The 25,016-nt window shown below is 37.5% G+C and carries 19 protein-coding genes and 1 pseudogene; 13 read left to right on the top strand and 7 right to left on the bottom strand.

Annotated features, from left to right (window positions below; translation table 11 throughout):
• Positions 1-660: 660 nt before the first annotated feature.
• Both F6K23_RS05880 and F6K23_RS05875 read right to left on the bottom strand, forming a co-directional pair.
• The gene (locus F6K23_RS05880) at positions 661-1,362 is read right to left on the bottom strand and encodes a 4'-phosphopantetheinyl transferase superfamily protein (protein ID WP_293151906.1); all 702 of its coding nucleotides are present in this window, start codon (positions 1,360-1,362) and stop codon (positions 661-663) included.
• 9 nt (positions 1,363-1,371) lie between these two features.
• Positions 1,372-2,652, bottom strand: a complete 1,281-nt coding sequence (locus F6K23_RS05875) for a transposase (protein WP_293151903.1) — start codon at positions 2,650-2,652, stop codon at positions 1,372-1,374.
• A 379-nt stretch (positions 2,653-3,031) separates the two neighbouring features.
• Here F6K23_RS05875 and F6K23_RS05870 point away from each other — a divergent pair, with 379 nt between their 5' ends.
• Positions 3,032-3,736, top strand: a complete 705-nt coding sequence (locus F6K23_RS05870) for a lipoate--protein ligase family protein (protein ID WP_293151900.1) — start codon at positions 3,032-3,034, stop codon at positions 3,734-3,736.
• A 72-nt stretch (positions 3,737-3,808) separates the two neighbouring features.
• Positions 3,809-3,934 (top strand): hypothetical protein, encoded by a 126-nt coding sequence (locus tag F6K23_RS05865; protein ID WP_293151897.1) that lies wholly within the window; start codon positions 3,809-3,811, stop codon positions 3,932-3,934.
• Positions 3,935-4,230: 296 nt separating this feature from the next.
• On the opposite strand, the gene F6K23_RS05860 is transcribed toward F6K23_RS05865, so the two are convergent.
• Complete coding sequence (locus tag F6K23_RS05860) at positions 4,231-5,148, bottom strand: hypothetical protein (RefSeq protein WP_293151894.1); 918 nt, start codon at positions 5,146-5,148, stop codon at positions 4,231-4,233.
• Positions 5,149-5,789: 641 nt separating this feature from the next.
• The gene (locus F6K23_RS05855; protein WP_293151891.1) at positions 5,790-8,162 is read right to left on the bottom strand and encodes a CHAT domain-containing protein; all 2,373 of its coding nucleotides are present in this window, start codon (positions 8,160-8,162) and stop codon (positions 5,790-5,792) included.
• 60 nt (positions 8,163-8,222) lie between these two features.
• On the opposite strand from F6K23_RS05855, the gene F6K23_RS05850 reads away from it, so the two are divergent.
• The 7 genes and pseudogenes from F6K23_RS05850 to F6K23_RS05830 all read left to right on the top strand — a co-directional run bounded on the left by F6K23_RS05850 (position 8,223) and on the right by F6K23_RS05830 (position 13,847).
• A complete protein-coding gene (locus tag F6K23_RS05850) occupies positions 8,223-8,411 on the top strand; it encodes a hypothetical protein (RefSeq protein ID WP_293151888.1) in 189 nt (62 codons plus the stop codon).
• Positions 8,412-9,678: 1,267 nt separating this feature from the next.
• The gene (locus F6K23_RS05845; RefSeq protein ID WP_293151885.1) at positions 9,679-10,002 is read left to right on the top strand and encodes a hypothetical protein; all 324 of its coding nucleotides are present in this window, start codon (positions 9,679-9,681) and stop codon (positions 10,000-10,002) included.
• 137 nt (positions 10,003-10,139) lie between these two features.
• Positions 10,140-10,796 carry a hypothetical protein gene (locus F6K23_RS05840; RefSeq protein ID WP_293151882.1) on the top strand — a complete coding sequence of 219 codons (657 nt, stop codon included), beginning with the start codon at positions 10,140-10,142 and terminating at the stop codon, positions 10,794-10,796.
• 191 nt (positions 10,797-10,987) lie between these two features.
• Positions 10,988-12,436, top strand: coding sequence for a calcium-binding protein (locus tag F6K23_RS05835; protein WP_293151879.1), 1,449 nt, complete (start codon positions 10,988-10,990; stop codon positions 12,434-12,436).
• Positions 12,437-12,524: 88 nt separating this feature from the next.
• A complete protein-coding gene (locus tag F6K23_RS41530; RefSeq protein ID WP_367267638.1) occupies positions 12,525-12,719 on the top strand; it encodes a calcium-binding protein in 195 nt (64 codons plus the stop codon).
• A gap of 12 nt (positions 12,720-12,731) precedes the next feature.
• Positions 12,732-12,803, top strand: a pseudogene (locus F6K23_RS41525) (hypothetical protein); the annotation flags it as partial.
• Positions 12,804-13,847: a hypothetical protein gene (locus F6K23_RS05830; protein WP_293151876.1), complete on the top strand. Its 1,044-nt coding sequence runs from the start codon at positions 12,804-12,806 to the stop codon at positions 13,845-13,847. It abuts the pseudogene before it with no gap.
• Positions 13,848-14,313: 466 nt separating this feature from the next.
• Here F6K23_RS05830 and F6K23_RS05825 read toward each other — a convergent pair whose 3' ends face one another.
• On the bottom strand, positions 14,314-14,682 hold the full coding sequence (locus tag F6K23_RS05825; RefSeq protein WP_293151873.1) for a helix-turn-helix domain-containing protein: 369 nt from the start codon (positions 14,680-14,682) through the stop codon (positions 14,314-14,316).
• A 359-nt stretch (positions 14,683-15,041) separates the two neighbouring features.
• On the opposite strand from F6K23_RS05825, the gene ppsA reads away from it, so the two are divergent.
• The gene (gene ppsA, locus F6K23_RS05820) at positions 15,042-17,582 is read left to right on the top strand and encodes a phosphoenolpyruvate synthase (RefSeq protein ID WP_293151870.1); all 2,541 of its coding nucleotides are present in this window, start codon (positions 15,042-15,044) and stop codon (positions 17,580-17,582) included.
• Positions 17,583-17,905: 323 nt separating this feature from the next.
• On the opposite strand, the gene F6K23_RS05815 is transcribed toward ppsA, so the two are convergent.
• Positions 17,906-18,472 (bottom strand): Uma2 family endonuclease, encoded by a 567-nt coding sequence (locus tag F6K23_RS05815; RefSeq protein WP_293151867.1) that lies wholly within the window; start codon positions 18,470-18,472, stop codon positions 17,906-17,908.
• Between the two features lie 685 nt (positions 18,473-19,157).
• On the opposite strand from F6K23_RS05815, the gene F6K23_RS05810 reads away from it, so the two are divergent.
• A complete protein-coding gene (locus F6K23_RS05810; RefSeq protein ID WP_293151864.1) occupies positions 19,158-21,023 on the top strand; it encodes a nuclease-related domain-containing DEAD/DEAH box helicase in 1,866 nt (621 codons plus the stop codon).
• 5 nt (positions 21,024-21,028) lie between these two features.
• Entirely contained in the window at positions 21,029-22,291 is a 1,263-nt protein-coding gene (locus F6K23_RS05805; RefSeq protein WP_293151861.1) for a DUF7017 domain-containing protein, read from the top strand.
• A 125-nt stretch (positions 22,292-22,416) separates the two neighbouring features.
• Here the strand turns inward: F6K23_RS05805 and F6K23_RS05800 are convergent, their stop codons facing one another.
• Entirely contained in the window at positions 22,417-23,889 is a 1,473-nt protein-coding gene (locus F6K23_RS05800; protein WP_293151858.1) for an aldehyde dehydrogenase family protein, read from the bottom strand.
• 762 nt (positions 23,890-24,651) lie between these two features.
• Between F6K23_RS05800 and F6K23_RS05795 the strand changes: the two genes are divergently transcribed.
• A complete protein-coding gene (locus F6K23_RS05795; protein WP_293151855.1) occupies positions 24,652-25,011 on the top strand; it encodes a VOC family protein in 360 nt (119 codons plus the stop codon).
• Positions 25,012-25,016 lie beyond the last annotated feature (5 nt).

The raw sequence follows: 25,016 nt of genomic DNA, 5'->3' as shown, positions 1-25,016 counted from the left end.
TCGGGCTTTTCGTCCTCCTCCTATAGCTCGTAGTCGATGTTTTTGCATTGTAGCGTTCGCGGAGCGTGGCGTCAGCCGTATCGCTTCGGAATTAAGTTGGACACAAAAAGCTTGTAATAATTCATCGAATGCTTTACGGTTTAGCCCAGTCAATGCCCGCACTGAGGCGGTCTTCTTTTAGCACCCGATTGATATCTAACATTGTCCCATTTCAAATACCCTACTTTCTTACTTTACCTTATAAAGCGACAACTCTAATAAGGAGGTTTGTACATTTTTGACCATCATAAGCTGTAAAAAGCGTATAACCCTGATAGGATTTCTTTCTATCAAAAACTGTTACTCCACCATTTTTATCTTTAAGGAAATGTATGTAAATTTTTTGGATTAGGGGTAGATTATTTTTGGTTAACTAATGCCTCTACTCCTTGTCTTGCCTTCTTAAAAAAGGAATAAGGGAAGATTTTATATTCAACTATAATAACGCCACATAAGAAGGCTATAAATGCAGTTCCCATGACAAAGGATAAAGATGGGAATGTTATCTTTGGGAAAATTGTCTTTCATAGGGCAAACACCAACTAAGGATTAGTCAATAAAATGATTTTTACTGAAAAGTTAACTAATCACAAGGAGGGATTTATTTTTTGACTGAAAATGCTAAAGTTCTGTTGTCTGCCAAAAACTTAAGTGTTGATTTTTCCCTGCTACTACTACAGCAGCAATATAATTAGATTCAGGAATAAACTGATGTAAATACCAACGGGAAGCTTCTTGAAAATCTCCATTAATACTGATAAAGTGTATTGGTTGTTCTGGTTTTAAACAAACTTCGACTTTTTCCAATCCTCCTGCTAACCCATCTCCAGTAGCTTTTAAATAGGCTTCTTTACAAGTCCATATTTTGAAGAAAATTTCTTGTTGCTGTTGAAGGGGGAGTTGACTAATCAGGTTGTATTCTTGGGCAGAAAAGAAACGTTTTGCCAAACCTTCAGCATCATTCATTGGGCGAATATATTCTAAGTCAATACCAATTGAATTAACTGTGGTTATAGCATATAAAGCTAAATCTTGAGAGTGAGATAAATTAAATAATATAGAGGTATCTTGTAAATAGGGTTTGCCTCGTTCACTATAAGTAAATTGTAATTTTTTAGGTTCAATATTTAAGTAACGGCTAAGGATTTTTCTGAGTGTTCCTCTGGCAATAATAAAACGATTTTTATCTCGTTCAAAATAAAATTTATTAGCTCTATATATTTCGTCTGAGGATAAGATATTTGATAATTTATTAATGGCAGATGGAGGTAATTTTAGATTTGTACTCCAAATATGAACATGATTTGGTGATAATTGTGACATACTCCCACACTAAGCTGGCGCTACAATGTGGGCTTCTCGTTTCCCTGCCCCGGTATTCCGTCGGGCTCCACGAGCTTTAAGGACGGAATGCCCTACCGCCCTATTTTTTATATTGATCGCTGCATTCAAGTCGCGGTCTATTACTATGCAACAATGTGGGCAAGAATGAGTTCGTATGTTTAATTCTTTAGGGACTTTTTCCCCACAATTTGAGCAGTCTTGGCTAGTATTTTTGGGGTTAACTCCTATGGTTTTCTGTCCAGCATTTCCAGCTTTGACAGTTAAAATATTTAGAAATTGACCCCATCCAGCATCATTAATTGATTTACTCAAACGGGTCTTTGCTAGTCCTTTAATGTTTAAGTTTTCATGGGCGATAACTTCGGCTTTTAATAATAATTCATTGGCTGTTTTGAAGTAAAAATCTTTACGTTTATCCGCAACTGCTTGGTGCGCGTTCCCTTGCGACTGTCGTCGTCGCGGGGTCGCATCCGCCTTTTTATGTTGTTTGGCAACAGCTTTTACAGCTTTTAACCATCTTTTACTTCCTTTTTTCTTTCGAGGTAAACGTTTTTGTAGAGTCTTTAATCGCTTCTGAGATGAGCGATAGTATTGAGGGATGGGGACTGATTCTCCTTCACTTGTTACTAAGAATTCCTTCAACCCCATGTCAATTCCCAGGGTATTTTTTAATGTAGATTCAACTTTAGTTGTTAAAGCTGGAACCGATCTGTCTTCTAAGGATAAAGTCGCATAATAACCATCAGCTTTACGACTAATCGTAACAGTTTTAATTATAAACCCTTCTGGTATTGGACGATGCTTAATTAACTTTACCTTGCCTATTTTGGGTAAATTAATTTGATTTTCTTCAATACAGTCTTGCTTGGTTTGAGGATAAGTAAAACTGCGATAACGTCCTTTTCCCTTAAATCTTGGTTTCCCTAATTTCTGTCCATTTTTGTCTGCCTTAAACCATCTATCAAAGGCAAGTTTTACCCGTTTTATACAATCTTGCAGGACCTGAGAATGAATTAGCTTGTATTCCTGAAACTTGTCTTTGGTATTGACCAAATCTTTTTTTTGAGAGTAATAATCTGGATTGTCTCTTAGTTGAGGAATTGGCATTACCAAGGGGCAGGCGTTAACTGGACAAAGGTTTTCTGACCACCACGAGAACCGCTCGCCTAACCTATAGTTGTACTGCCGACGCAACAATTCCAACCACATTTCTATTGTGGCTATTTGATCTGAATTTGGCCTTAATTTATATTGGTAGGCAGTGCGCATGGTGGAAAATTTCCGGGGTCATAGCAATATAATAATACAAGTTTTTCAACTAGGGCGAAGGCTTCTGCGTTATGTTGTTCAGGAGCAAGTAATAAAAGGGGTATTCATAATTCATATTTTGGTCCAAATACCTTAATTCTTATGTTAATTCATCAACGCCAAAAAATGTACCATGTATGGAAATAAAATAGAAGTCAGGAGTCAGGAGGAAAAAACAAGGAAGAGGAGAAGAAAGTTTGGGTGAAGTGAGATATCAAAAGCTTAAAACTTAGACAACACCTGATTTTTTCTTCTCTCCTAGATAACTAAACGCCTTGTTCCTTCTTACATCATGTTTTGGAGATTTATTCCCTTACTAACAACAACCGGAAAGTTACAAATGGCAATAGATGAATGGTTGCTACACCAACATCTGCAAGGAAATATTCCACCAACTCTCCGCTTTTACACCTGGCAACCTGTGGCCATTTCTCTGGGTTATCATCAACGACGTTATCCTGAATATTGGCAAAATCTGACTTGGCAAGGCCAACCGATAGATATTGTCCGTCGTCCTACTGGTGGGAGGGCGGTTTTGCATCAGGGAGATTTAACTTATAGTGTGATAACTTCTGGTTTTCCTGGCAGTCGCATTGAGTCTTATGAGGCTATTTGTGAATTTTTAATACTGGGATGGCGATCGCTTGGTGTTGACTTAGTTTATGGTAGTGCAGGAAGAGGCTATATTGACAACCCTAACTGTTTTGGCACTTCTACTGGTGCAGATTTAATATTACCTAATGGTGGAAAATTAATCGGTAGTGCCCAGTTGAGAAAGGGTAGGGCAATATTACAACATGGTTCTATGATTTTAACGCCTGATGTTGAATTTTTTAGTTATGTTTTTAACTCTCAACCTTCTCCCAGAGTTTCTGATATTTTTACATCTGTTTTATCTCCTGCCAATAGGAGAGAAGTTATGATTAATCAGATTATTGAGGCATTAGTTAGAGCAGCTATGGAATGTTTTAAAATTCAGTTAATTACAGATCCTTTATCTGAGAGGGAATGGATAGAAATAAAGAGTTTTTATGATGGTAGTTGATGATTTTTTTTAACTTTTTATCGAACATAAAATTACCAAATAAATATCTGTTTAGGTGAAGCTAGCTATCAAATGATTGTGAGTAATTTTGATGGTACGGAACGACAAAAATGCCAGCAACAAAACGTGACGACCGCTTCGATGCTAGCAATCAATAACTATGCAGCACTACCCAAAAAGTTAGTATTTTGGGCATAAAAATCAAGGGACAATTCTTCTGACTACCTCCTCTATAATTCCCATTTTTCCTGACTCAGTCCTCCTGACTCCTAATAGAACTAATAATACCATTTATCAAAAACTGTTATACATTTTATTGAGCTGGGTAGCAGGGGAGTGGGCGAGTGGAAAACATAAGAATAATTAACATTAAATTAACTAAAATTAGCAAAAAAGTTATGATACCTGTTTAGATTACTTAATAACTGAAGTGTTATCTAAGTATAGCATTAATGTATAAAAATTGGTATAACATGAGGCTTTTAGAAGTAATATTAATTATTTGGTTTCTGTAATATATTCCAATCTATTCTCATTAGAAAATCCCAATCTCGTAGTGCTTCTCGTGACCATAACCAGTTTTGTCTAAGTTGGGGAATATGATATTCTATTGCAGCTTCTTTCATTACTTTTGTCCGATATTGTAAAGCTCTCAACCAGCGTTCTCTTTGCTCATTTCCTTGATAAGTTTGAGCAGATTTCATCATTACTAATCCAATACCTGCATAGGCATTAATAGCATCTTTTTGTTCAACTTCTGGAGTTGGTAAAGCCTCAGTTGAAATGTTACGCAGTATTTGCGTTTCTGGTGCAATTTCTCCTGATAATTCTAATACTTTTAACCAAGAATCATAAGCTTTTTTCAGGTCTCCTTTGGTATAGTAAGCAAAACCTATAGCATTCTGATATGGAATAGAATCTGGGAGTTTAGCTACGGCTTTTTCCCAGTAATATATAGCTTCATCTACAGTATAATTTCTATTTCCAGATTGCGCCCATTCCCAAACTAATCGACCTTGTAAAAAAAGTATGTCTGGGTCAACATTTTGCTCATTATTACCTGCTTTTAACACAATATTAAGCGCTGCTTTTGCCTCTCTAAAAGCACCTCTATTTAATAAAGACTCTACAGCTTTTTTTCCAGCTTGAATATCATTTTTATTAAATTGTTCAATAGCTATTTGTTTGTCTGCTTCTACAGTATTAGCACTATAATTAATCGCTTGCTCTTTATTATATCTTTCAAGGTTAATTGGATCGGGAGTTATAGATATAGTTTTTGAATAAAATATTGGTCGATTTTGAAATAACCAAACACCGCTTAGAGTTAATAAAACAGCAATTAGATGTGAAACTATTCTACCGGGAACTGAGTTAAAAAAAATGATAGTGTTTTCAGAATTTTGTGTCATTTTGATGTCTTTGATAATTATCAACCTTCGGTGGTAGGAGTTAGAAGAGAGTAGAAAATAAAAATTATCTGACTCTTTTGCCTGCTTAATACTCTACTTTTTTGAGAATACCTAAAGAAGTTTTCCAGTAGAGAAGCAAGGAGTGGATAGAAATTTGAATTCTCCCTTTCTCCTGCCTCCTCCTTTATTATTTTTCCGGCTGCTCACTCTTGTATTCCGACTCTTTTTTAAATTAGTTATTAGCCAATTTAAAAATAAACCGTTACTAAATCTAATTTGGCATTGCTGAAATAAGATATGAAATTCGTGAGTGAGTAAGATTGATAGTCAGGAAAAAAGACTATTTGAGGGGCGAATAGCGATTCTCCCCTACTGACTACTAAAAATCATACAATCATTCAGCAAAGTCTCTAATTTTAACTAGCTATTAGCTTTTCCTTAGGTCATGCTCCGCAAACAGCATTTAACTATCAACTAAAAATCCAAGGGTTTAACTCCCCCACGCTTAGGGTGAAAAAGCGCGTGGTGCGCCTTTTATGGGGGTTTTAATCCCTCATTATACACCTTGAGAAGCTGTTAACAAAGTTCCTCCGCAGGAGGCTAGCTGACCGCTGACCGCTGACTGCTATTTCAATCTATTACTAAGTAATATCTTCAAAATGCTTATTCTTTTGAACTGGCTGTTCCTGATATCGAAGTCTCAATAATAAATCCCAATCTTGACGAGCAATAGGAGACCACAACCAATTTTTTTGCAATTGTTGGATATGAAACTCTTTGCCAGCTTCTCTCATAACTTTACTAGCATATTTTAAAGCTTGTTCGGGAGTTTTTTGTAAATTTTTAGCCGATTTTAGCTTGACTAATCCCAGACCAGCATAAGCATTCATAGCTTCTCTCTTATTGACAGATAAATTTCTCTGATCATTATCAGAAACAGGACGAACTTTTTCTGTTTCTGGAGTGATTTCTCCTGACAAATGCAATACTTTTAACCAAGCTCCATAAGCTTTTTCAATATCTCCTTTAGTGTAATAAGCAAAGCCTAAAGCATTTTGATATTGAATATTTTCTGGACTTTTTTCAGCAGCCTTTTCCCAATAACCTATAGCTTCATCTATCAGGTTGTTTTGATTTCCATCTTGGAAGATTTCCCAAACTAATCGACCTTTAAGAAAATTAATTTCTGGATGGTCGTTGAGTTGAGTAGGCACAGCAGCGATCGCTTCTCCTACTTTTTCTAATTCTCCTCTTTCTAATAATATTTCTACAACCATTTTGCCAGCCAGAATATCATTTTGGTTAAACTGTCTAATTGCCAATATCTGTGCTTCTTGGATGTTACTAATTTTTTCATTAACATTAACAAGTCTAACCCTGTTATAGTCATAATTAATCCCTGGATCGGGTGCTTTAGGAAGCAATTGAGCATTCACTTGTGACGGTCTATTGAAAGTAATTGTATTAGTACCAAAGGTTAACATTACTAATGATGCTGCAGATACTAATATTTTTTTCCAGGAAAATTTCTGAGACTTTTGATCAGTATTTAATGTGGTTGATACCGACTGAGTTGGTGTTACTATTTCTTCTTGTTTTTCATTGTTTTGATTACTGAGTTTTTCCCTGATTTCTCTTTCTTGCAATAACTCTTGGAGAGTCTTTACTTGACCTTGATTATTGGTAGTCTGCCAATTAAGATTATCTGTTGGAGGTTCATTAGGAAATTCCTCTATATTCTCCAAATCGATATTTGGTTCTACACGAGTTGAATCTTCTGGCGACTTTGGTGATGGAATTTTTTCCTCAACAAATTCCTCAAGAGGTTCAACAATTTCATTTGCTAAGTTGCTGGGTTTTTGAATCAGACAACCATCAAACTCTGAATGTAGGTAAACAACAGGTAATGCCCAATAAAGTTCATGTGAACCGTAAGCAGAAATCAATCCTTGTCGTGCCCGACTCAAACTTAAGTCTATAGGATAACCTTGATTGAGATTTCGATAAAAAAGCCGTGTCAAACTTAGAGAAACCTCATCTGGAATGCGTTCTGCCATTGCTAGCACTCCCGGAATACCACGTTTAACTAGCGCTTCTGCTAAGTTGAGCGCTACTTCATCATCAGTGGGGTTAGCTAAGTGATTATAAGCGCCTCGACATGAGTTGAAAACCGCCATCTGAATACCATTGTTAACTAGCAACCCTGCTAAGTCTCGACCACTGAGACTTTCTGTTAACCCTGTTGTATTGCTGACCAAAGATATTTCGCCACCGGAAATACCCCAGTTGCTATGACCTGCATAGTGGAAAACTTGATATTTACCTTGCTCTAAACGTTGAGTAAGTTGTTCTCGTCCGGGTTGTCTGAGAATATCTAGGTGAATCTGAGTTTCTCCACTATTTGTTTGTAGTTCTTGTTGCAATGCCTCGTATTCTTTTTCCAGTTGCAGACTGTCTTTATCACTAGGAGCTGCGATCGCCATTAAAATTTTTAATGGTTCTTCTGGAGTTCGTGTCCGGGTTTGTTTAGGTAAGCAAGTATTAGGTTGATAGCGAGAGAAAATTACATCCGTACCAGTGGCAAGGGGGCGATCGCCTGCATGGAGTACCTCCCAAGGCAAACTGGATATACGTCTGTCTTTAGTCCCCAGACGTAACTGTAATACTTCTCCTCGATTATGAGCTATTCCTTGAGCACAACTCCAGCTATCTCTTAGGGTGTCTTTGAATAGCTCTTGATACATTTCTTGGCCTAATGCTACTAAGCTGGGACTTACCACTTCCCCAGACCTGGCCACAACCTGACTAGGGATGACTACCTGAGTGTTGGACTTTCCTTCTAGGAGATCGAGTAATGGATCGCGAAATAGGTGACGTGCTTGGGCCAACCATTGTTCTACAGGCCATTCGACAATTTCTTCAGCCACTAGGCCACCAATAGGTACTTGTTCTGTCCGAACAAAGTATTCGTCTTCTCCCAGGGGAGTAATTGAAATATGAAATTCCTGTGTCACTTATTTTTCATCCTTCTGCTGAATTTACTCCGCCAAAACTCCCGATCTTTGCTTTTGATTGTGAATAAATGGGAAAGAAATGACGGCTGTGGATTTGGTTTGATACCATTTTGGATTTTAGATTTGGGAAACTTTCTCTGTGCAGGAGTGTTGGGTTTCCCTGATGTAGCAACCTTAAGGTGTTGGTATAAAAAAAAGCTCAAAGTAGTGCTGGTTATGATGATCAGAACTAGCAATTTGCACGCCTAGTTGAAGTGTTATCTATTACTAACTTAGACTGCTTAGTTAGTATGGGTAACACTCATTTTTTTTGCCTCTTCATCTATGTTAATCTCAGATTTCTGAGGTCTGCTCTTTAAATCTCCTCTTCAACCACCTATTAACTAATTCAGGAGTACTTTCCGGATAATTTGATCGTCAGCACTAAAACATAGATCTAAGTATTGATTCGGTTGAATGCCCAATTTAGAAAATCTGCAATGGCAGTAATTGGGCAACAATGTACCAATGATGAATATGGGTAAGCTGACCGGATGACACATTCATCTACTGTGTATCTAGACAATATTATAAGTAAAAAGTTTCTTTTTGACCTGCTTTATCTCAAGTGAATTTATTTCGATTTGCTGAAACATTATTTGTTTAAGGCTATTCAAGAACCTTTTTTCGATTTATACAATACTAAAATTCTCAATTATTGTTGTAACTCCGGAAGGTTAAACCATCATTTTTTTATATCCTTAAAAAGTAGAAAGCTTTTTTGTCAGAACAATCTAAATATCGATAAGTTTTGCTGTAGAGTTGGTATCGGATAATTTGAGAGACTGTTTGTCAAATTAAGTATTAAGAGATTATGGATCTACATTCAGATAAAAATGGGAAGGAGTCCAGGGATAGAAATAAGTATGAGAGAGTAGTTTATAGGTATTTAGACTGATCGGTTATTTTGAAAAATAGAAAGTATAGTTGTATCTTAATTCTTACTACCCTATTTCCTGATACATTCAATCTCTGAGTTGTATATCTTTAAATATTTGTATTGTAGAGTTTTATTTTTTGTTTGTCCCTTCTTGACTTTTTCTGAATACTAGAAGTTTGACTCTTGTTCGTTAATTGATAACTGTTTCGCTACGCTACATAAAAAAACGCAGTTCCTCCGGAGGAGGCTAACTGAAATGACACAAACTATCTAAAATATCTGTATAAATACTTATGGGCTAATAATTAGTTACTAACTGTTACTAATTATCACGAAAAACCAGAGTTTTCTATATAAAAATTCAAATAATAATAGCAAAAATATGGATAAATGATGCTAATTTAAAAATAGCATAATTTATCCGTAAAAACAAGGGAGCCACCTCAAGAAGTACCGAATTATAGGTAAGATAACTTAGCATAGATTAATAGGTTAATAGGTTAATAGTTTAGTAGTCAATTGTATTTGGTACTAAATAAATCATCAGGATGACTCCTGAGAATTAGCCAATTTAGGTAAATAACTAAGGAGAAGAAAATGAATAATACGATTGTAGGAACTCAGCTTTTAGGTGAGTCTGAAACATTTGCTTTAAATTCAGGATTATTAAGCTTAGAAGATATCTTGAAAGTAATCGCTACAGATGGGAGTTTATTACCAATATTTGAAGTTGCTTTTGGCAATGAATTTGACCGAGAAGAAGCAGAAGATTTGCGAGGGAAGTGGGAAGGAGAAAATTTAGAATTGTTGCCCAAGATTGATATTCGCTCCGCAGCAGAGATTAATGGTGCAAATGGTGCTTTTGCTGGATCTAATAATACGATTTATTTAGCAGCAGAATATATTAGAGACTGTTTGTAAAGTTTTGTAATATACAATGATTGACCTTTAAACTTTAACAACTTGGTTATTTATCCCAGATTTATAGCCTGAAATACCCAATTTACCAGGGGTAAAAACACTTCATAATTCTTTACAAACAACCTCTTAGTCAGAATGTGGGAAATGGGGAGGCGATCGCCAATCTTTTATTAGAAGAAATTGGGCATTTTGTGGATTATGAAATTAATCGGGATGACGCTTCTGGGGATGAAGGAGATATTTTTGCTCATTTGGTACAAGGTGTAGAATTAAACGAACAAGAATTACAAGTATTAAAAACAGAGGATGATACTGCAATTGTTAATATAGACAGACAGCAAATCCAAATCGAACAGAATATAAACGACCTTCTCAACACAGTTAGTGGGACAATAACTGACATTCTAGATGGTCTTGAAGATGCTAAAACAATAGTAGAAGGAGTAACAAGTGGCTTCAAAGAATATTTAACAGTTATTCAAGCAGCAATTGACAATCAAATCTTTACAAAATTGCTTCTACTGGGCGACGAATTACAAAAATCTACAGACCAAGCAGCCAAATTTCTCAATGACCTCAATAACGATTTTTTAGCTCAATTAGAACAGTTAGAAGACTTAGTAAATTTGTCTTCAGAACAAGTCAAACAAGTTCTGTTTGATGCACTAGAGCAGCTTGATGTGCTGAAATTAGGGATAGATATTACAGAAATTCCTACATCAGTTGCGGACCAAATCATTGCTAAATTTGAGTCTGAAATTAATAGCGGTCTAGAAGTTTCTGATGCACTATAGACAGCTCTTTCAGAAGCTTTAACATCACTGATTTTGACCTCAATGATCCCGATGATGATGGAAAAGTTCGACCCCATGAAATTGCTGGAAATATTCAAGAAAGACTTGATTGCGTTTTTGATATAGAAGGTGGAGTTTTTGCAGGTGCAGACCTTTACATAGAAAATATTACCTTAAATCCTATAAAAGGTTTGTGGGGAATTTTTACAGGTGATTTCGAGAAACTTGTTGACCGGGAAGAGTGGAATATTGCCACAATAGAAATCTTTGATTTTGCTCACAGTTGTGATGATGATGCACCCTTACCTCCAAACTTAGCTACATTGTTAGACAATGGAGAACTTCGACTAAACTTGGGAGAATATGCTGATGTACGCAATATCAGCAAGAATGTTATTGATGAAAACTTTGTTATTGCTCCAAATATTACTGTATCTGCGTTTGGTGAATCAGAAAACCATTTAAATGTCAGCAAAATTATTGCCTTTGCTGATACGGGGAATGACGTTATTTCTCTAGAAAAAGAAGTTTCTGTAACTGCCGAATTGCATGGAGGTACTGGAGATGATAATTTATATGGAGGTCAAAGTGGTGATGTCCTTTGGGGTGATGATGGTAGCGATCGCCTCTACGGTCAAAACGGCAACGACACCCTAGAAGGTCAAGAAGGCAACGACCTCCTCAAAGGCGGCAGAGACAACGACCTCATAGACGGAGGAGAAGGCAACGACGATCGCCTTTATGGAGAAGATGGAGACGACAACCTCAATGGAGAAGCAGGAAACGACGAACTTTTAGGCAACGAAGGCAAAGACCGCCTCTATGGAGAAGATGGAGACGATGAATTAAAAGGAAACACAGGTCGCGACTACCTAGATGGAGGAGCAGGAAACGACGAACTTTTAGGCAACGAAGACAATGACCGCATTTACGGTCGCGAAGGAGACGACATCCTGGAAGGAGGAACAGGTCAAGACATACTCGACGGTGGAGCAGACGACGACTTCATGTATGGAGAATCAGGAGGCGATCGCCTAGATGGAGGAGAAGGAGAAGACTACCTAGATGGAGGAGAAGGATACGACCGACTCAAAGGTGAAGCAGGAGACGACCATCTGTTAGGTCAGTCTGGTCGAGACTATTTAGACGGAGGAGAAGGGGAAGACATACTTGAAGGAGGAGAAGAAGCAGACTTATTATTAGGCAAAGAAGGCGATGATTACCTCGAAGGTGGTGAGGGCGATGATGAATTAGACGGTGGAGCAGATGAAGACCAACTTTACGGTCAAGATGGTAACGATACTCAGACAGGAGGAGAAGGTAACGACTACCTCGAAGGAGGTGAGGGGGATGACGAATTAGATGGAGGTGAAGGTAACGACGAACTTTATGGTCAAGATGGTAACGATAACCTTTATGGTGGAGAGGGTGATGACAACCTAGAGGGTGGTGAAGGAGATGATGAACTTACAGCAGGAAGAGGCGAAGACCAACTTTATAGTGAAGCAGGTAATGATACTTTAGATGCAGGAGATGGTCACGACTATCTGGAAGGTGGGGAAGGTGATGATGAAATTACAGCAGGAAGAGGCGAAGACCAAGCTTACCGAAAAATTGTGGGTATGCGCCTCCCCTTTTAAGGGGATAATAAATAAAAATTTTCATCTCTTTGTCAATCCTCTTATTTTCAAGGAGAGGTAATTATTAATCATTCATTATTAATTATTCATTATTGAAGGAGGTGCTGGTAGCGACAGTATTAATGGTAACGCAGGTAACGACTTACTTGATGGTGAAGAGGGTGATGATGTCATTGAAGGAGAAGATGGAGATGATTACATTCTTGGTGGGGAAGGTGATGATGAGTTAAGTGCTGGTGCAGGCAATGACTTGTTAGAAGGTGGTGAGGGTAACGACTCCTGACATGGTAATGAGGGTGATAATATTCTTGATGGTGGGGAAGGTGATGATGAGTTACATGGAGGTAGTGGTAGCGATACGTTTGTGTTGCAGCAAGGTGCAGGGTATGATTCAATTTATAATTTCCAGGTTGATGATGATTTCTTTGAGTTAATAGATTTGAGTTTTGAGGAGTTGGAAATTACTGAGGAAACGGAGTCGAGTGACAATGCTGTGATTAGTGTTTTGGATAGTGGGGAACAACTTGCTGTTGTGGAGGGTGTGAAAGCTGATGAGTTGACTGGTTTTCATTTCTTCCCCTTTGGTAGTGACGAGGTTGAGTTGCAAACTAATGAGGAGGAAGTAGAAGTTGATCTTGATGCTGAAATTGATGAAACTGTGGCACAAGAGGATGATATTACTTCTGACTCGGAAACTGATGAATCAGATGATTTTATTACAGAAGAGGATGATATTACTTCTGATTCTGAATCTCCAGAAACTGATGAGTCGGATAATTCTGTGGCACCAGAGGATGATATTACTTCTGATTCTGAATCTCAGGAAACTGAGAATGAAACTGTAGTAGAAGAGGATGATATTGCTTCTGATTCTGAATCCCAGGAAACTGAGAATGAAACTGTAGTAGAAGAGGATGATATTACTTCTGATTCTGAATCTCCAGAAACTGATGAGTCGGATAATTCTGTGGCACAAGAGGATGATATTACTTCTGAATCTCCAGAAACTGAGAATGAAACTGTAGTAGAAGAGGATGATATTGCTTCTGATTCTGAATCTCCAGAAACTGATGAGTCGGATAATTCTGTGACAGAAGAAGCGATCGCTTCCCATGAACCCAAGGAAGAGAAAACTGATACTCTAACTGGTGAAGAAGTATCTACAGAAACAGATGACGAATTACTTAATGGTGGGTCTGACTCACCCTCAGACGATACAGATGAGTTTCTACTTGCTGGAGATGACTTAGCTTCTATCCCTGAAATTGAAGTTCAAGAGTTAACTACATCTGATAATAATATGATTGAGGATGATGTCACAACAGGTTCAAGGACTATTGAAACTGCCGAGCGTGATAGTCAAGATCCAGTTTTAGCAGCCATAGATACGAATGATATGGCACTAATGTAATTGACATTCTCGGAGGAGTCAGGACTCAGGACTTTACCGATGCTACCGGAAATGATATCACCACTAATATCATCAGGACTTACGCAACGGCAGCAATTATAGTGGTGATATCAGCAATAATGACCAAATAATACACTATATGTAGCGGTACTGCGTAAGTCCTGATCATGTTCGATTGAATACTTATAAATAACTGTTGTGAGTCCTCAGTAGGACCGAGTCAACCCACCCGCGCGCCCCTCCCAGGAGGGGAACTCAGGAGTCAGGAGGGAAGAAAGGAGAAAAAGAGGAAATATTGGAGAATAGTATTGATAATTTCAGTATTTCTTTGCTACTGTCAGTACTATCAGTCCTTAAATTTTATTTATAACTGACCCGTCCGAACATGATATAAATTATACACTAAATTCACACCAACAAAAATTCAGCCAATATAATGCTTTCAAGCACCTCCACCACAAAACTACTATTTTTCACTTTCCAACCATTGTTCTCCTAACTGCTGGAGAGCCATCATTACTGGTTGCACTTCTAACCCTTTATCCGTCAAAGAATATTCAACATGGGGAGGCACTTCTGGAAATACCTGCCTTGCTAACAAACCGTGCTTTTCTAATTGCCTCAGTCTTAACGTCAGCGTTTTCGAGCTAATTCCCGGTAGTGCTTCTAATAATTCGTGAGTCCGGCGATCGCTCTTCAACAACTCTTGCAAAATCAATACTGACCACTTACTCCCCAATATTCCCAACACAAACTGAATTGGACAATTTTTGCTTAAACACAAACTATTCAGTATTCTAACATCTGATTCGACATTTTTCTTTTTTACTTTCATTTTCTTTTAGTTATTAAATATTTATCTTTCTTCAATAATAACCTTTTCAACTGAAAAAACACAATTTTTTACTTTCTGTAACTAAAGAAACTTTCCGACCCTATCTTGCAATTATATTGGGAAGTCATAAAATATAAATGGAGGAAAAAAATCCTCCTAAACACGAAAATATCCAGGATGTATATATGAATAAATCGCTTTAATTCTGGACTTTAACTATTAGGGATCGATAAACTTGTTTTCTTTACATCCCATAAATCAATTCTTTGCTTTAACATTTTGATAAAAAAATAAACAAAAATAAATCAATCAATCTGACTTCACAACATAGCAGAAATAAAAAAATGGAGGAGAAGACTATGGTGAACTTATTAGGTCAAAAAAGCCAATCAACTGTAGATAAAGAAACAGCTTTTATTCTCTGGTTTGAAGAAGTAGGAATTGGTGATATCCCATTAGTTGGAGGTAAAAACGCATCCCTGGGAGAAATGATTCAACAGCTCACTCCCAAAGGTGTCAACGTTCCCAATGGATTCGCCACTACAGCCTACGCATATCGGTATTTTGTCAAAAAAGCAGGGTTAGAGAAAAAACTGCGAAAACTATTTGCTGACCTAGATGTAGAAGATGTCAGAAATTTACGGCAACGAGGCAAACAAGCTCGTACTCTCATCCTCGACACCCCATTTCCAGAAGAATTAGAAACAGCCATCGTCACAGCATATCACCAAATGTGCGATCGCTACGGCACCTCTGCTGAATATTGTGACACACTAGAAGGCGACTCCAAACAAGAATGCGAGCATTACACCAAAGAAGTAGACGTAGCAGTACGTTCCAGTGCAACTGCTGAAGACCTGCCGGATGCAAGTTTTGCCGGACAACAGGAAACTTACCTCAACATTTACGGCGATGAAGCAGTATTAGAAGCTTGCCATAAATGTTTCGCCTCCATATTCACAGACCGCGCCATCTCCTACCGCACCATCAAAGGTTTCGACCACTTCGACATTGCTTTGTCAGTGGGTGTGCAAAAAATGGTACGTTCAGACCTCGCCTCCTCTGGCGTAATGTTTTCCATAGATACCGAAACCGGATTCAAAAATGCTGCCCTGGTAACAGCTGCCTATGGTTTAGGAGAAAATGTCGTCCAAGGCGCAGTAAACCCAGACGAATACTTCGTTTTCAAACCCACCCTCCAACAAGGTTTTCGCCCAATATTGGAAAAACGCCTCGGTACAAAAGAACTAAAGATGATTTACGACATCGGCGGTTCTAAACTTACTAAAAATGTCTCGGTGCCAGTTTCCGAGCGGGAAAAATATTGCATCAATGACGATGAAATCTTGCAACTGGCAAAATGGGGTTGTGCGATCGAGGAACATTATTCTGGAGTGCGCCACCAATACACTCCGATGGATATTGAATGGGCAAAAGACGGTATCACTGGGGAACTGTTCATCGTGCAAGCGCGTCCAGAAACTGTCCAATCTCAAAAATCGGGTAGCATTCTCCGTAACTTTCAACTCAAAGGTAGCAGCAACATATTAGTTCGTGGTCGCGCCGTTGGAGAAATGATTGGGCAAGGTCAAGCTCGTGTCATTCTTGATGTGCATAAAATTGAGGAATTTCTGCCAGGGGAAGTATTAGTAACTAACAAAACTGACCCTGACTGGGAACCAATTATGAAAAAGGCTAGCGCTATAGTTACTAACCAAGGTGGGCGCACTTGTCATGCTGCTATTATTGCGCGAGAGATGGGTATTCCAGCAATAGTTGGTTGCGGTGATGCGACTAAACATTTGACTACAGGTCAGGAAGTTACTGTTTGTTGTGCTGAGGGTGAAGAAGGCAAGGTTTATCAGGGTATGGTGCCGTTTGAGGTACAAGAAACTTTGTTGGATAACTTGCCTAAGACTCGCACTAAGATTTTGATGAATGTTGGCAACCCAGAGGAAGCGTTTGGTCTGTCTTCTATTCCTTGCGATGGAGTGGGGTTGGCACGGTTGGAGTTTATTATTGCCAATCATATTAAAGCTCACCCGTTAGCTTTAATTCACTATGATGAGTTGGAAGATGACTTAGTCAAGCGGGAAATTGGTAATTTGACTGCGCTGTACGAATATAAACCCAATTTCTTTGTGGATAAACTGGCGCAAGGTGTGGGTACGATCGCTGCTGCTTTTTATCCAAATCCTGTAGTGGTGAGGATGAGTGATTTTAAGAGTAATGAATATGCGAATTTGTTGGGCGGTCGTCAGTTTGAACCTGGGGAAGAAAACCCCATGATTGGTTGGCGGGGTGCGTCTCGTTACTACGATCCAAAATATCGCGATGCTTATGCTTTAGAGTGTAAGGCGTTGAAGCGGGTACGGGATGAAATGGGTTTGACTAATGTGATTCCTATGATTCCTTTCTGTCGGACTCCCGATGAGGGTCGTAAAGTATTGGCGGAGATGGAGAAAAATGGTTTGAAACGGGGCGAGAATGGGTTGCAGGTGTATGTGATGTGTGAGTTGCCCAGTAATGTGATTTTTGCCGACGAGTTTGCCCAAGTATTTGATGGTTTTTCTATCGGTTCAAATGACTTGACTCAGTTGACTTTGGGTTTAGACCGAGATTCGGCGTTAGTGGCACATATTTTTGACGAACGGAATGAGGCAGTACGTCGGATGGTGAAAATTGCCATTAAAGCAGCTAAGAAGTATGGTCGCAAGATTGGTATTTGCGGTCAAGCACCGAGTGATTATCCAGAGTTTGCCAGGTTTTTGGTTGAAGAGGGTATTGACTCGTTGAGTTTAAATCCTGATTCGTTGTTGAAGACTCTGTTGGATATTGGCAAGATGGAGGAGTCTGGTTCAGTGATGGATGATATTATGGATGTGGCGAGGGCGAAGTAATTTCACAGCGGTTTTCATTTTGATAGACCACTGTAGGGGCGATTTCCTGCGGAATGCTGCGCAAACGCGAATCGCCCCTACAAGTTTTTGTTTATGGCAATAGTCCTAATAGTCTAGAAACTAGCGATCGCTCCTTTTGTCAAACAAAGATTCTATGTAGTAAAAAGGAGCGATATTGCTTCTTTTCACCAAAAAGTATGGTCTGAAGTTTCCTTAAGTTTTTGTTTGTAGTTGGGCTTTAGCCCTATCTACAGTTCGGGCTAAAGCCCAACTACAAGCTTTAATTATAACTAACCGAACATGATATAACTGATAACTGAAATCTATTCTTCCTCATCAAAGACGGGCGGCCAAAGTTCAGAAATGGATATTTCCCAACCAGGGAATAGTTCGGGAATGCTCAATATGTCATCCCCTGTGAGTTCAATGGGTTCTCCTGTGGGGCGATAAATTATTACTTTTTCTTCATCAGGATCGATTAATATTGCGACTTGCACCCCCAATTCAATATATTTTAGGAGTTTCTTTTTCAGAGGTGCAACTCTATCGCTTTGAGACTTAATTTCTACTGCTAGATCGGGTACCATTTCTGCAAAGTAGCGGATGCTTCGTGGCAAGCGATCGGCTTTGACAAAAGATACGTCTGGTGCTTTGAGGTTGCTATCGGGTAAGATAAAACCACCAGCAGAGTCAAATACCCGCCCCAGACGACGGGGGTTTATCCAAGCATAAAGAGAAAAAATTAAGCGAACTCCTACTTCGCTCGAAACGATATCTGACGGCCCCATAACTGATATTTTTCCACCTTCTAATTCTAATTGATAATCTAAACCAGCTTCGTTGAATAGCGTTTGCACTATTTCTAAGTCTTTGATGGTGACATCCGACATATTTCTTCTGATTATATGATGATAGGTTGATTTATATTTTAGCAGAAGATGCTACATATTGAAGTCACGCGCCAAGTGACTATCCTCAATTTGCCCGCTTCTTAGTTGAGGAAGGTATTGACTGTACACTCTCAAAAAAATTTTTTGTATACATCAGTGAAAACTAGGTAAATTGATATCAATTTAATCAAAAAAATCAGTATTTTTGTGTAAGACTCGTTTTTTTTATTGTCTATTTTTACTTTAGATATTTAAGTATCAGGTGTCATTTCAGTTATCAGTTATCAGTTATCAGTTATCAGTACCTCATGCAATAGGGAGGCAAGAAAATACTGAATTAATTTTCTCTTGGTCGATTGGATATGGCGAGGGGACCTCGCCATCCCTCGACCGCTTTTTCATCCCCTTGTAGAGCGGTAGCTCGTGGCGCAGACAAGGGGAGGCTTGAGACCTTATTTATTGGTCATAAACCCCGTAGGTTATACCCCTTTATTGAGTAAAAATAACTACTGTGATTACAGAAAAATTACTTAAACTTTCAAATTTAAGCCATTATTAAGTTTCTCTATAACTAGGTTAGAAAAAATCCAGATTTACGAATCAAAAATAATTGACATTGTAGTGTTATAGTTAATATCCATGAGTTCAAATAAGATTCAAGTTAATTGGTCGATCCAAATTAATTATGGCGCAAATTATTCCTGACAGGATTCCAGCAAAAGCTAGTGCTGGTGAAAAACGGTTGTATAATATTTTATCTAGGCTACCTGATGATTTCTCGGTTTGGTATGAACCTGATATTAATGGGCGTTATCCTGATTTTATCATTTTATCTCCTGACTTTGGCATATTAATTATTGAGGTGAAAGGATGGTATTTTAACTCTATTTTGAAGGCTAACTCATACTCTTTTGAAATTAAATGGAAGCAAGATGGTAGGGAAATAAATAAAACAGAAAAATCTCCCTTGATTCAAGGAAGAGATTATCTCTTAGAACTTATTAATCAACTGCAAACACGCCAGATTTTGACTCATAGATCGGGTAATTATCAAGGAAAATTATCTTTTCCTCATAGTGTTGGGGCGGTGATGTCTAATATCACTTATAAAAAAGCATCTGAATATCAACTTGACCAACAGATATTACCAATAAAAAAAGTAATTTATAGAGATGAATTATTAAACTGGGAAGAGGGAAAAGTACCAAATGAAGTAATTATTCAACGTTTAAAAAAAATGTTTAAATTTCAATTTGAGTTTCCTAAACTAACACCAGAGCAAATTACGGATATCAAAGGTTCTATCTATCCTGAAATTGTAATTGGAGAGCAAAAAACTGATGCTGGTACTATCTTAAAGACACTGGATTTTCAACAAGAAACTTTAGCCAAAAGCATTGGAGATGGTCATAGAATTTTCTTTGGTGTTGCCGGGTCAGGAAAAACATTACTATTAATTTCCAGAGCAAAATCTTTAGTTAACCATAACCATAATTATAAAATTTTGGTTGTTTGTTACAATGTCAGTCTTGCAGGTTATTTACGCTCCGTTTTACATCAAGATTCACAAAATCCCCAATATCAAAATATAGAGGTTACTAATTTTCATAATTGGGCTAATTCAATCATAGGTTATTCAGAAAATAAACAAGGTGAAAACTATGATGAAAAAATTGCAGAGGAAACTTTAAAACAACTATCAAACTATTCAAATGAGCAAAAATATGATGCTATTTTAATTGATGAAGCTCATACTTTTGTACCTAGTTGGTTTAAATGCTGTGTTAATGCTTTAAAAGATAGTGAAAATGGGGATTTAATGATTGTTGCTGATGGTAATCAAGGTTTTTATCAACGTAGTAAATTTATATGGAAAAATGTAGGAGTTAAAGCACAAGGTCGGACAATTAGCAAAAAATTTGATTTAGATAAAAACTATCGTAATACACAACAAATATTATTGGCAGCTTCAGGAATTTTAAAACCAATAAATGATAGAGTTAATCAATCATTAGAAGAACAAGAGATAAGTTTTCCCCTAATACAACCTACACAAGCATTGAGGGAAGGAGAAATACCTGAATTATATCTAGATAGTGATTCAGAACAGCAAGACAAAAGTATAATCAAAACTATTCAAAAACTTCATAAATCAGGATTAGATTTTAATGAAATAGCAATTATTTACCGCCATAATACTAGGCTAAAATCAATCATTTCTATGATGGATAAATCTGATATACCTACTTATTGGGTTAGTAAAAATAAAAAAAGCAAAGAAAAGTATAATCTCAATTTAAAAGGAGTAAGAATAATTACTTGTGAATCATCTCTAGGATTGGAATTTAAAGCAGTTTTATTAATTTGGTTAGAACAATTTGATGACTGTATAGGAAAAAATAAAAGTGATGCTGAAATATTAGCAAGGAGAAAAATATATGTTGGGATGACTCGCGCTAAAGAATATTTACATTTATTCTCTAACAAAAATTCCAAAATTATTCCAGAATTAGTTAATGGCAATCATTTTAATATTATTAATGAGGGTTAAAAATAATGTCTAACCATCTAATTGAACAAGCTGAACAACTATTAAAACAGCAAAACTTTCCCGAAGCAGGCAAAATTTTTCGTAAATTTTGGGAAGAAGAAAATAATAGCTATGCTGCAAGTCGTTATTTATGTTGTTTGCGGAAAGCAGGACATCCTGGTGCTGCCATCAGACAAGGAAAAAAAGCTAAGGAACAATTTCCCGATAACAATTATATTAAAAATGAATTGATTTGGGCTTATTATGACAAGCATATTAAGAATTTTTCAGAGGAAGAAGATATAAATAAGTTGATAGAACCAGCTATCAATATTTTAAGACTTCAACCAGATAAATTGCCTAAAGAATTAACAGTTATGGCTGTGGTTAAATTAGCAAAACAAAAAAATCAATGGGAAATTGTATCAGAATGGTGTGATAAATTAGATCCAAAAAATCTAGATAAAACTACAATTAATGGCAAAGGAAAATCTAAACAAGAACAATGGTTGTTTGCTAAAGTCAAAAGTTTAATAGAATTAGAATTATGGAAAGAAGCTCGTCTATGGGCATTAGAAGCTATCAAATTATATCCAAAAGAAATTCATTTTTATCGTTGGGCTGCTTTAGCTTTAGGATATCAAGGAAAAGTAAAACAAGCTATTAATGAATTAGAAAAGATAATTTTAACCCAAAGAACAGAATGGTATATATTGCAAGATTTAGCAAATTTTTATTCCAGTTTAAATCAACTATATCCAGCAATTAGTTTTAGTTGTCGTGCTGCTTTAGCATCAGGAGAATATAAAACAAAAGTTACTCTATACATGAATATTGCTCAACTAAGTTTAGATACAGGAAATATAGAAATAGCTGTCAGAAATATTGAACTATCTAAGGCTATTCGCGAACAGGAAGGATGGAAAATTAAGCAAAATTTACAAGAGTTAGAGTATAAAATATACCAAGAATTAGAAAAATCTCAAAAGACTGTTGAACTTGAAAGTAAAAATATTAATTACCTACTTAAATTATGTCAAAAAGACTGGAAAAAACAGGCTTATTCCGATCTGCCTCAAGAAAGTGGAATGATTAATTACTTACCCCAAGATAAATCTCATGGTTTTATAATTACCGATGAGGGTAAAAGAATTTTCTTTCTACAAAAAGACTTACCACCTTCTTTGAGAAAAGAAAAGCTAAAAGTATATTTTAATTTAGAAAAAAATTGGGATAGAAAACAGCAAAAAGAATCATTGAAAGCTGTTAATTTCTGTGCCTGTTATTAATAACCTATAATAACCAGTTGATAACAATTATTTTAATACTATTGATAGCCCCAAATATTTTTGTAGGGACGTTCCATGGAACGTCCTATTTTCGGAGATGTCTAGTAGTAATAATTAATCATCAACTACATCTTCACAGTCACAGTCTTAGTCTCTGTATATTGCTGTAAACCATACTCACCTAACTCCCGACCAATACCAGACTGCTTAAAACCACCAAACGGTGCAGCAGCATCAAACACATGATAACAATTTATCCAAACTGTACCAGCACGAACAGCATGAGCCACAGCATGAGCCTTACCTATATCCCGCGTCCACACTCCTGCAGCCAGACCATATATCGTATCATTCGCCCGTTGCACCAGTTCATCAATATCCTTAAACTTAATGATACTCATCACCGGACCAAAAATTTCTTCTCTGGCAATCTTCATCCCATCCTGCACGTCAGCAAATACAGTAGGTGCAATAAAATAACCGCGATCGCCAACTCTTGCTCCACCACATAACATCTGGGCACCATCCTGTTGACCAGACTCAATATAGCTCATCACCTTATTAAACTGTTCTTCATCTACCTGGGGTCCCTGTTCAGTTCTAGTGGCAAATGGGTCGCCCACCATCCGACGTTTTGCCCGCTCTACACTTTTGGCAACAAACTCGTCATAACATTTCTCTTCCACAAATAAACGAGAACCCGCATTGCAACACTGACCTTGGTTAAAGAATAAACCAAAATGTGCCCCTTCAATAGCAGCATCCATATCTGCATCCGCAAACACAATATTCGGACTCTTGCCACCGAGTTCCAAAGTCACCCGTTTTAAGTTACTCTTGGCAGCAGCTTCCATGATTAAATGACCTACTTCTGTGGAACCAGTGAAGGCAACTTTATCAATATCGTGATGGTGGGAAATGGCAGCACCAGCAGTTGGGCCATAACCAGACAAAATATTTATTACACCAGGAGGAAAACCAGCTTCGATCGCTAACTCGCCGACTCGGAAGGCTGACAATGGTGTTTGTTCGGCCGTTTTCATTACTAATGTGTTACCTGTTGCCAATGCTGGGGCAAGTTTCCAAGCTTGCATCAATAGAGGGAAGTTCCAAGGAATGATTTGACCGACTACTCCCACTGGTTCGTGGCGGGTGTAGCAAAAGTAGGAACCATTGATAGGGATAGTTTTGCCTTGAACTTTATCTGCCCAACCAGCATAATAGCGATAACAGGCGATGGATAAACGTAAGTCTGCATTGAGAGAGTCATTGAGTGGCTTACCATTATCTAGGGTTTCCAGTCTTGCCAACTCTTCTATATTTTGTTCCATCAAATCTGCTAATTTGTAGAGGAGTTTGCCTCGCTCGGTAGCAGACATTTTCGGCCAGTCGCCACTGGTAAATGCTTTGCGAGCTGCTATTACAGCTTTGTCTACATCAGGTGCATCTGCTTCCGCAACGTCACAAATAACTTCTCCTGTTGCCGGGTTAATTGTTTCAAAGCGTTTGCCGGAAGTACTTTCTACCCACTCGTTATTAATTAATAGTTTGGTGGGACCGACTTTAACCTGTTGTTCTGGTCTTGTAGCTGTTACCATAAATTTTTTCCTCACTTTGTTGTGAATATAACCTTTCTACCTCTTGGTAGTCTTTTGTCTCAAAAACTTTAGATATTTTTAAGAATACTAGGAGGCTTTTTTGCACTCAATGATGATTAGAGTCAGTGCAGATAGAATTTCTGTATGTCGGCAAGTCCTACCAACAACATCAAAAAATAGTAGTAATATCTCATTTCTACTTAATTGGGAGCGGCAAGTTATAGCGCTGTGCGCAGGCAACAGCTCCGGAAGGCAACAGCTCATCTGGGGGAATAAATTGCCGATAAAATAAGACTTTTAGCTCTTTGGCCTCTCCTGCAATTTGTAAATATACCAGCGCTCATTGCTATATCAACATTGTTAGGACTTACGCATAAATTTTTTCTCATACTAAAGACATAGGTGTTAATTCCTGTGCTTTTTTTGTTAAGAGTTTCCATCAATATTTATAGCAGAAGGAAAAAGCAAGAAGGAAGAAGGAAAAAATTCACGTTGTCTGAATTTTAAGCTTTTGATATATCCGTACCCTTTGTTTCTACTGCTATATCTATTCCACTATCAGTAAATAGATTTGCTCTCTCAATTACAGCAGTTTTGGAGTTCATGAGGTACAAAATTTTAGGACTTTAGGGAGTAGGGAGTAGGGAAAAAAAGATTAATTTTAAAACTGTACCTCACGCTTCCTAAAAAGTGCTGTAAATAAGTGTATTATATAGATGTAAAAATTAATAAATAGCCAACTACTTATCCATAATATAAACTATGCAAATAACTCAACCCCTTCATACTGCTCTATTAGTTTCAGACCTCGAAAAAGCCGAACATTTCTATGGTCAAATTCTCAAACTCCCAAAAGTAGACCGCTCCCTTAATTTTCCCGGTACTTGGTATCAAGTTGGCAACTTCCAAATACATCTGATAGTATCGGAAGTAATCCCCGATCTAGTTAACTCAGAAAAATTAGGTAGGAACCGACATTTAGCATTTTCTGTAGTTGATATAGATACTGCAAAATCACAACTATTAGCCAATAATTGCCCTATTCAAATGAGCGCTTCCGGTAGAGCTGCATTATTTACTCAAGACCCAGATGGTAATATTATAGAATTAAGTCAACAATAAGATAA

The sequence above is a fragment of the Okeania sp. SIO2C9 genome (assembly GCF_010672455.1).
Lineage (GTDB): Bacteria > Cyanobacteriota > Cyanobacteriia > Cyanobacteriales > Microcoleaceae > Okeania.
The sequence above is the reverse complement of the archived record's forward strand: the minus strand, read 5'-3'. Positions and strand labels throughout refer to the sequence as shown.

Bases quoted from the DNA above. Each gene is read 5' to 3' on its own strand.
- F6K23_RS05880 (WP_293151906.1), bottom strand. From the start codon at position 1,362: ATGTCACAATTATCACCAAATCATGTTCATATTTGGAGTACAAATCTA.
- F6K23_RS05875 (WP_293151903.1), bottom strand. From the start codon at position 2,652: ATGCGCACTGCCTACCAATATAAATTAAGGCCAAATTCAGATCAAATA.
- F6K23_RS05870 (WP_293151900.1), top strand. From the start codon at position 3,032: ATGGCAATAGATGAATGGTTGCTACACCAACATCTGCAAGGAAATATT.
- F6K23_RS05865 (WP_293151897.1), top strand. From the start codon at position 3,809: ATGATTGTGAGTAATTTTGATGGTACGGAACGACAAAAATGCCAGCAA.
- F6K23_RS05860 (WP_293151894.1), bottom strand. From the start codon at position 5,148: ATGACACAAAATTCTGAAAACACTATCATTTTTTTTAACTCAGTTCCC.
- F6K23_RS05845 (WP_293151885.1), top strand. From the start codon at position 9,679: ATGAATAATACGATTGTAGGAACTCAGCTTTTAGGTGAGTCTGAAACA.
- F6K23_RS05825 (WP_293151873.1), bottom strand. From the start codon at position 14,682: ATGAAAGTAAAAAAGAAAAATGTCGAATCAGATGTTAGAATACTGAAT.
- ppsA (WP_293151870.1), top strand. From the start codon at position 15,042: ATGGTGAACTTATTAGGTCAAAAAAGCCAATCAACTGTAGATAAAGAA.
- F6K23_RS05815 (WP_293151867.1), bottom strand. From the start codon at position 18,472: ATGTCGGATGTCACCATCAAAGACTTAGAAATAGTGCAAACGCTATTC.
- F6K23_RS05810 (WP_293151864.1), top strand. From the start codon at position 19,158: ATGGCGCAAATTATTCCTGACAGGATTCCAGCAAAAGCTAGTGCTGGT.
- F6K23_RS05805 (WP_293151861.1), top strand. From the start codon at position 21,029: ATGTCTAACCATCTAATTGAACAAGCTGAACAACTATTAAAACAGCAA.
- F6K23_RS05800 (WP_293151858.1), bottom strand. From the start codon at position 23,889: ATGGTAACAGCTACAAGACCAGAACAACAGGTTAAAGTCGGTCCCACC.
- F6K23_RS05795 (WP_293151855.1), top strand. From the start codon at position 24,652: ATGCAAATAACTCAACCCCTTCATACTGCTCTATTAGTTTCAGACCTC.